The organism is Nostoc sp. (assembly GCF_036916655.1).
Classification (GTDB): Bacteria; Cyanobacteriota; Cyanobacteriia; order Cyanobacteriales; family Nostocaceae; genus Nostoc.
On sequence record NZ_JBALFY010000092.1, the window covers coordinates 1 to 10162 of the forward strand.

The 10162-nt window shown below is 40.8% G+C and carries 9 protein-coding genes and 5 pseudogenes; 7 read left to right on the plus strand and 7 right to left on the minus strand.

All coding sequences use genetic code 11. The annotated features are described in order from the left end of the window. The 3 genes from V7L31_RS23935 to V7L31_RS23945 form a co-directional block, all read left to right on the plus strand. Positions 1-249 (plus strand): hypothetical protein (locus V7L31_RS23935; RefSeq protein WP_334698570.1); only part of this gene is annotated, 249 nt, incomplete at its 5' end. Between the two features lie 98 nt (positions 250-347). Next, entirely contained in the window at positions 348-650 is a 303-nt protein-coding gene (locus V7L31_RS23940; RefSeq protein ID WP_334698571.1) for an antibiotic biosynthesis monooxygenase family protein, read from the plus strand. Between the two features lie 36 nt (positions 651-686). Then, positions 687-887 carry a hypothetical protein gene (locus tag V7L31_RS23945; protein WP_334698572.1) on the plus strand — a complete coding sequence of 67 codons (201 nt, stop codon included), beginning with the start codon at positions 687-689 and terminating at the stop codon, positions 885-887. 50 nt (positions 888-937) lie between these two features. Here the strand turns inward: V7L31_RS23945 and V7L31_RS23950 are convergent, their stop codons facing one another. After that, positions 938-1570, minus strand: coding sequence for a DinB/UmuC family translesion DNA polymerase (locus tag V7L31_RS23950; RefSeq protein WP_334698573.1), 633 nt, complete (start codon positions 1568-1570; stop codon positions 938-940). Beyond that, entirely contained in the window at positions 1512-2078 is a 567-nt protein-coding gene (gene dinB / locus V7L31_RS23955) for a DNA polymerase IV (RefSeq protein ID WP_334698574.1), read from the minus strand. Before dinB ends, V7L31_RS23950 begins: the two co-directional genes overlap by 59 nt. Positions 2079-2478: 400 nt before the next feature. Between dinB and V7L31_RS23960 the strand changes: the two are divergent. Further along, positions 2479-4013: pseudogene (locus tag V7L31_RS23960) on the plus strand (cryptochrome/photolyase family protein). 503 nt (positions 4014-4516) lie between these two features. Further along, entirely contained in the window at positions 4517-4657 is a 141-nt protein-coding gene (locus V7L31_RS23965) for a hypothetical protein (RefSeq protein ID WP_334698578.1), read from the plus strand. Positions 4658-4671: 14 nt separating this feature from the next. Here V7L31_RS23965 and V7L31_RS23970 read toward each other — a convergent pair. From V7L31_RS23970 to V7L31_RS23980, 3 genes and pseudogenes are all read right to left on the minus strand, one after another. After that, positions 4672-4848, minus strand: a pseudogene (locus V7L31_RS23970) (cation diffusion facilitator family transporter); the annotation flags it as partial. A 330-nt stretch (positions 4849-5178) separates the two neighbouring features. After that, positions 5179-5625, minus strand: a pseudogene (locus V7L31_RS23975) (hypothetical protein); the annotation flags it as partial. Positions 5626-6581: 956 nt separating this feature from the next. Then, positions 6582-7067, minus strand: coding sequence for a tetratricopeptide repeat protein (locus V7L31_RS23980; RefSeq protein ID WP_334698575.1), 486 nt, complete (start codon positions 7065-7067; stop codon positions 6582-6584). A gap of 352 nt (positions 7068-7419) precedes the next feature. Between V7L31_RS23980 and V7L31_RS23985 the strand changes: the two are divergent. Together V7L31_RS23985 and V7L31_RS23990 are read left to right on the plus strand one after the other, a co-directional pair. Further along, a pseudogene (locus V7L31_RS23985) lies at positions 7420-7678 on the plus strand (IS630 family transposase); the annotation flags it as partial. Between the two features lie 4 nt (positions 7679-7682). Continuing rightward, a pseudogene (locus tag V7L31_RS23990) lies at positions 7683-8015 on the plus strand (class I fructose-bisphosphate aldolase); the annotation flags it as partial. 55 nt (positions 8016-8070) lie between these two features. On the opposite strand, the gene V7L31_RS23995 reads toward V7L31_RS23990, so the two are convergent. Together V7L31_RS23995 and V7L31_RS24000 are read right to left on the minus strand one after the other, a co-directional pair. Continuing rightward, a complete protein-coding gene (locus tag V7L31_RS23995; RefSeq protein ID WP_334698576.1) occupies positions 8071-9531 on the minus strand; it encodes an inorganic phosphate transporter in 1461 nt (486 codons plus the stop codon). 399 nt (positions 9532-9930) lie between these two features. Further along, the gene (locus V7L31_RS24000) at positions 9931-10119 is read right to left on the minus strand and encodes a hypothetical protein (RefSeq protein WP_334698577.1); all 189 of its coding nucleotides are present in this window, start codon (positions 10117-10119) and stop codon (positions 9931-9933) included. Positions 10120-10162 lie beyond the last annotated feature (43 nt).

The following is a 10162-nucleotide window of genomic DNA, read 5'->3' on the forward strand; positions in this document are numbered from 1 at the left end:
AAGACCTCTAATCCAGTTCGCAAGAAAACAGAAGTAGCCCCACCACCGACTGAACCTATTGAGATGCCTGGGAGCCAAAATATTCCTGAAACAGTAATTGAACCAAATCCACCTGTGTACACTGAAGACTACGTTTCTGAATCCGAATACATTTCTGAACACTATCGCCCCCTACGCTCTGTGAGTAACTCCGGTTGGCAACCGTCTGATGTGTGGCGCGAGTTGAGAGTTGATGATTTTTGTCGGTGAGCAGCATCTAAAACTTGTATAATCCTACTATAGGTACATTCAAGTTTCTGTTGATAAATGCTATTGTCTGGCATGACAGAGTTAAAAGAACTGCCTTTATGGATTCACCTGTGGTATTGATCAATGTCTTCTCTGTTCCTCAAGGTTTGGAAGATGAATTTCTTCGCAAATGGAATCAGACTGCTCTGTTGATGAAAAATGAGCCAGGGTTTATCGATACAAAGTTACATCGTAGTCTTGACCCAAGCGAGAGATTTCAATTTATTAATATTGCAAAATGGTCTAGTAAAAAAGCGTGGCAATCGGCATTCTCTAAACGTATTTCTCAAAATGAGATTTTTGAACAACAATTACCTGTTGACGCTAACCCTGCCCTTTATCAAATTGAAGCAGAGTATTAATCTCAAAACAGAATTTAGAGGAATCGTAATTCAGCTATGATTACTGAAAATGATGATTCAGTCGATGCAGTTAATGAACTGGTGAGAAAAATCTCTATTAAAGAAACTCAGCTAAAAATAGCCCAAGAGTCGAATCTCCTTCAGACTGCTGAAGCGCTAGAAAATCAACTATTTCAATTACAACAAGAATTGGGAGATAATTCAGACACACAATTGCAGTCACTAATGAGCTTGTAAAATGCTTATGACGGCAACTGAGCTTTTTAGAAGTGGGGCTTACGCCTGCGCTAAAATATGATGTTCCCATTCTGAAATAAGGGCAATTGAATCGCTTGTGACTGTTTGGCATTGTCAAGGTTAGACAAGAAAATCCCCAACAATCTGATAGTACGATTCTCCAGTTCAATTGACTCAAACAGTGTTTTGGCTATCTCGAAAATCGTAGATAGTTCACTGATGGGAGCAAGCATTGTTTTACTGCGGGTTAACTGCTGATAGTCAGAGAATTTAACTTTCAATGTTAATGTGCGGCCACGCGTTTCGTGCTGCTCTAACCGTTGCTCGACAATTTGGGCAATAATTTCGAGTTCCTGCAACATCTGACCGACATCGCTTAAGTCCTGTGCAAACGAGGTTTCTGCACCAACGGACTTGCGAACCCGATTCGCTTCAACTGGTCGGTCATCTTCTGCCCTGGCAATCTTGTAGTAATAATGACCTGCTTTACCAAAGTGGTGTGTTAGGTCAGTCAGCGATGCCTGCGGCAACGTCAGAGACGAACGCATTTTCAAATCTGCGCCAGTATGAATGCCGAGCGAATGCATCTTCGCCGCCGTCACCTCTCCAATGCCGTGGAACTTTTCAATCGGCAGTTGCTCTACAAAGGCGTAGACGCTTGCGGCTTGTCGTAGACATCGCATCCTCCGGTAAAATCACCGTTAGTCCATTCGGCTTGTTCTGCCCTGATGCCATTTTCGCTAGGAACTTGTTAATTGACACGCCTGCGGTTGCCGTCAATTTCGTTTCCTGGAAAATCGCAGTTTTGATGTGTCTTGCGATAGTAGAAGCGTAGGGGATGTTTTGCTTATTTTCAGTAACGTCCAAATATGCTTCATCTAGTGCAACTCCTTCCACTAAATCACTGTAGCGTTTGAAGATAGCGTGGATTGAAGTGGAAATATTTCGGTAAACGTCGAATCTTGGTCTGACAAAGATAAGCCCAGGGCATTTTGCAAAAGCGGTTACAGAAGGCATCGCTGAATGAACACCAAACTTACGAGCTTCATAACTGGCTGCTGCAACTACGCCTCGCTGATTGGGACTGCCACCGACGACTAACGGTTTGCCTCGGTAGCTAGGGTTGTCCCTCTGTTCCACCGATGCGTAGAAGGCATCCATATCAACGTGAATTATTTTCCTCGTCTGCATTGTTGTTGAAGTATTACCATTTCTACCAAGCGGCGGGAACGACTATTCTCTGGTAAATTTATAATTCAATCTGGATATTTGAGAATTTTCTCCTCATAATAGTACATTAGCACTAGCGCTTTTAGGCTTTCATAAGCTTTTTCATTGAGAAAGTTTTTGTAACAATGACGTTACACTTGATTGAATAGAATTTTGTCATCACGTTGCCAACGCACGGATTAAGAGGAAGCAAGGGCATGACCTTTTTTTAATTAAAAATTAAAAGTTAAAAATTAAAAATTAAGAAGAATAATAATTTTTAATTAATTTGGGGTGCAAGCCCTCACTGATAGCGCCAGCGGCAAGCGCGTCTTGCAATTTTTAATTCATAATTTTTAATTTTTAATTGGAGCGAAGCGACATGACTATTGGTGTTTGGGTTCTCGGAGATCAACTTTGGGCTGGGCAGTCAGCGCTAGAGAGTTGCCTACAAAAACACCAACAGACTCCTGTGATTTTTATCGAATCTCTTGCCCATGCAGGGCAACTTCCTTATCACTTGCAAAAACTGGTATTGGTCTGGGGAGCCATGCGTCACTTTGCTGCCGAATTGCGATCGCTTGGCTTCCCAGTAACATACGCTCAAAGCCAAGATTTCAATACACCTTTAGTTGAATGGATTGAGCAATACCAAATTAGCGAACTGCGGGTGATGACTCCAACAGATCGCCCTTTTGCTACATTAATTCAAAAGTTAAACTTGACAATTCAAGTCACTTTTACACCAAATAACCGTTTTATCTGGAGCGATCAGGAGTTCATTGACTGGGCCAGTGGACGCAAACGCCTAATCATGGAGGACTTTTACCGCCAGGGACGACAGCGGTTCAACATTCTAATGGAGGGCAACCAACCTGTTGGTGGTCGATGGAACTTTGACAAACAAAATCGCAAACCACCAAAAGGCAAACTGACCTTACCCGAAGCTTTATGGTTTGAACCAGACTCAATTACACAAGATGTAATTGACTTCATTAAGCAATCTGAGGCATTCCAGGACAATCAAAGTTACTGGCTTCTTGAACCATTTCGCTGGGGTGTAACGCGACAGCAAGCACTACTTGTAATGAAGTTTTTTATCGAAACACGTTTGTCTTCATTCGGGCCATACCAGGACGCGATGGTGACAGGCGAACAGACAATGTGGCACGCGATGCTTTCGCCTTATCTCAACATTGGATTGCTTCATCCCTTGGAAGTTGTTCAGGCGGCAGAACTTGCATATTTAAACAATAGCAGCGACTGGGAGCTAAACAGCATTGAAGGCTTTATCCGTCAGGTGCTTGGCTGGCGAGAGTATATGCACGGTGTTTATGTTTACTTAGATGATGACTATTCAGAACGTAACTGGTTTAACCACACTCATCCACTGCCTGCTTTTTATTGGACTGGCGATACACAAATGAATTGTCTGCACCAAATTCTAACTCAGGTTAAACAAATCGGTTATGCTCATCATATTCAACGCCTGATGGTGTTGAACAACTTTGCAATGATTGCAGGTATCTCCCCCCAAGAACTTGAAGACTGGTTTCATGCTGCTTTTATTGATGGCTACGATTGGGTAATGCAAACCAATGTTATTGGTATGGGGCAGTTTGCTGATGGTGGAATGATTGCATCTAAGCCTTATGCTGCTTCTGCTAACTACATCAACAACATGAGCGACTATTGTAAAAATTGTGCTTATAACCATCGCCAGCGCAGTACTAATAATGCTTGTCCTTTCAACTTTTTTTATTGGGACTTTCTGGCTCGTCATTATGACTTGCTTAAAACCAGCCACGCATGACTCAAATCTTGCGTAACTTAGAGCGAATCTCTTTTGATGAGCTTCAAATAATCCGTTCTAAAGCTTCAGATTGGCACACTACACAATCAGAAAGCGTTAACTAATAGGGCAGGTTGCAACCGATTGCATACAATAGAAGAGCGGATTGCCCGTTGGTTGTTGATAGTTTCTGACCGTATGCAAGGCAGATTTTGCACGTAGGATTGCAGATTTGAAAAAATCAGGAAAAGTAAAAATATGCGCGGATATTAAAAAGCTTTTTCCTCACTACATCCCACACCCAAAAGCCTTATAGATAATCGATTTGCGCTTATCAAGTGTGCCATAGCCAAATAGAAATTCTAATACTTTCTAGCTGATTACTCAACATGAGAAATGAAAAACGCAGATATTACGGTGTAGCCAACAAAAAAAATCACAGTCGAGATCATAAAAAACTCCTGTTTTAGCCAAAGATTAAATAATATCTACTTTCAATTTATAGTTAATGCTAAGTGTAAACATCTACTAAAAGACTACTCTATAAAATGTCTAGAGGATGACTCGGCTTAACAAAATTATCTTTCATAGTCAGGTGAAGTATATCTGAATAATTACAAAACCTGTGGTGATGTTAGTGAACTCAGGCAGTCGTAGTAGTAAAGAAATTCTGACGTTTGGGTTTCAACAAAGACAGAAGAGGGGTAAGTTGCATAAAACTGGTGCTAAAGCCTTTACTACAAGCGAATCATTCTGGAAAAATGAATGACGATTAGCTTAGTTTTAAACAACGTTTTCTTGAGCAAGAGGACATGGGTAACTCGGATCGCCAGTTTCTATCTGAAGCGTGGTGTGTTCAATTCCAAAATGATCTTGAAGCTCTCGATTTACCTGGACTAAAAAAGCATCGCCAGGATGTCCTGTGGGCATTACCAAGTGAGCTGTAAGAGCTGTCTCTGTGGCAATACTGCTCGGTTAAGGGAAAATAGATGGTGGAATAAAGAATATTTTGTTCGCGTGTAAATTACGAGAACAAAAACAGATAAAAAGGTTGCTTGTACCTGAAGGCACTCTCAAAAAAATTAATTGTCAATTACTCAGAATATTTAAAACCTGTTGAACTATAAATTGAGGATGAACAATTTACTGCATCGCCCAAATGAATCTATTTAACTTACCTTTTTAAAAATTTCAAAGGATAGTTTTTGTCGAGGAGTACTATTATTTCTATGACATCGTTTTTTACTCTTATACTTTGAGCGAGTTTTCTTGACTACCCTCGGATTAGTTCTACCTTGTGGTGGTGGGATTTCTAAGTCTAATATTTCCGAAATTAACCACGATATATATATATATATTGAGATTAGTCGAATTATCTATGTTTTGTTGAAACTGGGGGATGGCACGTCGAATCACTCTTAAACTTCCAGTAAAACTTAAACGCAAAGGGGAAATCCCGGCTATTGTTGCACTTTTAAACATGGTTGCACGTATGCAATAATGTCCCAACAACCAGCCATAAATTTCTTGGACTACTTCACGAGGGTTTTTAGAACGGATAGGAGTTTTACGACCATTAAGATGAACTTTTAACTCATCCAAAGTATTCTCTACCTCCCAACGCAGGTGATACTGTTGAGCTAGGAGCAAAGCAGGAAAAGTCGAAATATCCATCAAATCGGTAATCAGACGATAAACTTTTTCTGTACCATTCTCTTCAACAACATATTCAATTACTGCCCAACAGAAGAAGTACTGATAATTGCGTTCGTTATGGTTTGAGATGGAATTACTTTATCCATTGCCAGAAGTAATTGTCAGAGAACGATCGTAATCTCCTGAATAGCTGGCATTACATCTACATAATTTATTTCAAGAAGCACTTATAGAAGTGAATAAATCTAAACCCAAAGGTAAAAGACAAAAACAACCAGTGAAAGGTTTTCAAAGAGGTTAGTTTGATATCAAGTGCATCTCAAATCCAGGGAAGTAAGTCGGAGAAAAAATTTATGCGCCGCAGTGGACTGAATGGATGGGGTGATTTCCCATTCGATATAGACCATTTGACTGTTAATTCCTCAAACATTATTTGAGTCTTGTGAATAGGGAAGCAATATTCTCTTCTTCATTATATTGGCTTATTTTTGAAGCCTAGCTAACTCTGAAACTTTAGAATCTGGCGAAATTTCCGATGCTTCGTCCCTATCAACCTTTAAAGAACGCAGTAATTCCCGAATTACATCGTTCATGGGTCTTCCTGTTTTTGCACAGTATTGTGACAATTTCTGTCTTTCTGTTGACGTGAGATTTACTGTCAGTCGTTTGACAGCCCATTTTTTATTGACCATTTACTTTTTATACTACCCTATTACTTTTGTCACAGAAAATTATACCTTTGCTTAAAAGCCTCTCCTAATCTGGCTTTTAGCCTATTTAATCCAATCAATCTTCAAAAAATTGGCTTTTCTATTGGTGTTGTTGATGGGGAGCTTTATTGGAACGCATATCTGGGCAAGTGGCTCCTTTGGGTTAACTATGCTGACGGGTGTAAGTCTGTGGTGTGCATTTTGAGTCTTGGAAAGTAAATCAAACAGTAAATACAGTAAATGCTGATTTTTTCTTCGATTTTCAATTTTGCTTACGATCTTGAGTAATTTAGATGCGGCCGTCCTGACTTTCGGCTGAAAAGACAATTATCCATACCATTCATTCATCAGAATTTGCTCGCACCTTACGATCATTTCCTGCGCCTGGGATAAACCAAGATTATAAGCATTCTCAAAACACGCTTTGGCTTCGATCACCCGCTTCCTTCGACCCAGTTCATCGCCTTTGTTGTACCAAGCTTTAGACATCAGTGGGTCTATTTCCAACGCTCGGTCATAACACGAAAGGGCTTCCTCGTCCTGACCGAGGCTACTCAACGTATTCCCTTTATTCATCCATGCAATTGCGTTTCTTGGTTCAAACTCCAGTGCCGAATTGTAAGACTGTAAAGCTGCTTCGTGATACTCCAGTCTCCAAAGCGCCAATCCTTTGTTGATCCAACTTTCCACATGGCACGGATCGATTGCAAGCACGTTGTTATAGTAGTCCACCGCTTCGTTAAACTTTCCTGCGTCTTGAAGCACCATTGCTTGTTGAAACATGTCAATGATATTTTCTGATGGTTCCGACATCACTTAAACTTCCTATTTGAAATCTCGCTTTGCCCATTCTCGAATAAATGCTATTAACTAATACCATTTTACAAAAAATCTGATCCAGATGTAAACCTTGAAAGCATTGCTGTATCAAAGTTTTTTAATTGCAAATTGCGTTAGCGGAGCGGGGCGTTAGCCCATTGCAAATTGTAAATTGGTATAGATCGTGTTCAGTTGCTTGCATCCTGGTTGTTTCCAAGTATGGGATGAGGTTGACCTTTACTAGAGTGGCAAAGCTAGCTATAGGACTCCTATTTGATTTCTGAACAAGACTGCGAAATAATACGTAAATGTAACAAGTCTAATAAGCAACGATGATAAGTCCGTAAAAAAAGAGATTGAAACGTTGCTGGCAAATCACCGAGAGGAAATCGAAACAGGAAAGTTGAGAGTATTGTTAATTGATGAGTGTCATTTAATGTGGGGAGAAATAAGATGGTTACGTATGGGGGAAAAGTGACCAAGAAATAGCAGTTCCAGTTGTAAACGAGCGAGATAAGCAGACATACTATGGGGCAGTTGACTATCTCCTTGGAGAATTAGTTCTCAAAGCTTACGATGCAGGAAACTCAAAAAATACTATCGACTAGAGGTTATGGTGCAGTTGCCAAAGCCAGTGGTAAGAGTTACGGAAAAACTGATGAGCGTGTTTATACAGAATTGACAACTGATCATCCAATTGATTTAACTCGTTACCAAGTGCTGAATTGTTACTCTGGGCGTGTGGGGTTGATTAATTCTGGTGGCGCGACTGGTAAAACTGACTTCGCCGAAGCAGTTCGTACCGCCGTGATCAACAAACGCGCTGGTGGTTCAGGATTAATTTCTGAGCGAAAGACCTTCCAACGTCCCTTTGAGGAAGATGTAAAACTGTTTCATACCATTCAGGATGTTTACTTGTCGCCAGATGTGACGAGCGCTTAAGGAGTAGGGGGCAGGGGAGAAAGAATTACTAATTCATGCCCAATGCCCCATTGTCCTACTTCAAACCGAGAATATTTAAGACTATGTACAAGCCCCCTGCGTATGTAGCAGAGCCAAGCAGTACGCAAACTGGCAATGTCAGCACCCACGCTAGTAGTAAATTTCTCAGAGTGTCCATCTGCAAGCCAGAATGATTCGCCGCCATCGTACCTGCTACACCAGATGATAAGACATGAGTGGTGCTGACTGGCAGACCGAAGTAATCCGCAGCACCAATAGTTGTCATAGCTACTAACTCGGCGGAAGCTCCTTGAGCGTAAGTAAGGTGGTCTTTGCCAATCTTTTCACCCACCGTTACTACGATGCGCTTCCAACCAATCATTGTGCCAAGACCAAGTGCAATGGCGACGGCAAATTTCACCCAATTGGGAATGAATTTGGTTACTTTATCCAACTGGCTCTTATAACTAGAAAGCACCTCTTCTTGTTTGGCATCAGTTAATTTTTTCTGCTTATCCAACTTTCCAATGGTTCCAGCGACTAGATACATATCGGTTCGTAATGAGCCAAGTTCATCCTTTGAAAGCTGCTTGAAACTTGTCTTCCCAGCAAGCTTGTCTCCAATTATCCGACTCTCAGCAGCAAGGGCGGCAAAGGTTTTGTCGTTGGCTTCGGCGGTTGGCTTGAGAAAGTTGGAAAGCTCATCTTTGATAGAATGGCTATTTAATGATGTTCCAGGTACTTGTTGTTGCAGCACTGGAATCACAGAATTGGATGTAGCAACCAATTGAGCGATTGCTCCGGCATTGGTATCTATATTCAGTGCAAACATACCCGGAAGAATGCCCACCAAGATGAGCATAATCAAACCCATACCTTTTTGACCATCATTTGAACCGTGAGCGAAGCTCACACCAGTACATGTCAAGATTAATAATGCACGTATCCAAGGCGGCGGTGCTTTCCCATGATCTGGCGCACGGTACAACTCTGGTCTTTTGATCAGTATCTTCGCCAGGAGTAAGAGCAGTGCAGCACAGGTAAATCCAACAATTGGCGAAACCAGTAGCGATGTGAAAACTTCCTGCGCCTTTGACCAATTCACACCCTCGCCAAAGACATGACCTGAAGATAACATTGAGTTTGCTAAACCAACACCCATAATTGAGCCAATCAATGTGTGTGAACTGGATGCAGGTAAGCCCAAGTACCAGGTTCCCAAATTCCACATGATCGCTGAAATCAAAAGTGCAAAGACCATTGCAAAGCCTGCACTTGAGCCAACATTGAGTACCAACTCAACCGGAAGCAGGGCAATAATACCAAAAGCAACAGCTCCAGTTGATGTCAGCACACCAATTAGGTTCCAACAGCCTGACCAAACAACGGCGATATTTGGCTTGAGGGTGTTAGTATAAATGACTGTGGCAACTGCATTTGCAGTATCATGAAAACCGTTGACAAACTCAAAGCCAAGTGCAAGACTCAGCGCGAAAGCTAGAAATAAATATTCCACTTAGCACTCCTAATAAAAGACAAGAATGCAGCCTGACAAAAATAATTTGTGTTACAAAAAACTATTAAAACTGGGAAAAAACCTGGAGTTATTGCAATTCAGCGAGCTACACAAAAAGTTATAATTATAAATACAACTTTCTGCTAAACAGATTCTCTGATTGCATCTGCTATCTCGAAATAAGAATAGGTTCTAATTACAATTGAAGATTAGGATAAATAGGTTAAGAAATAAATAAGAAACGGTAAAAAATAAATTAAATAATTTTAAATTATAGTTGTATGGAGCAGTGGGAGAAGATTTAATGCTCAATGCCCCATGCCCATTTTTATCTAACGTTTCTCATTCAGAAATCTGGTTGACCACAACTTTTTTGCGAGCGCTTCAAAATCTTAAAACTTATCCTAACCACTCAGGATTTTTGGCTGTACCATCAAATTGGCTAGTGGTTTTAAATAGCTCATACTGACCTTTAAGAGCAGCTTGGCGAGTCCGATTCAGTAATGCTTTAACTTGTTCCTGGCTCATGGGTGTAAACAGGGTAAACGCATCTAAATATTGATGAGCGTAGATAAAAGTAGAAAGCACCAGAAGCTAGACCCCATAGTACTTTTAGAAAGTTAAACATCAA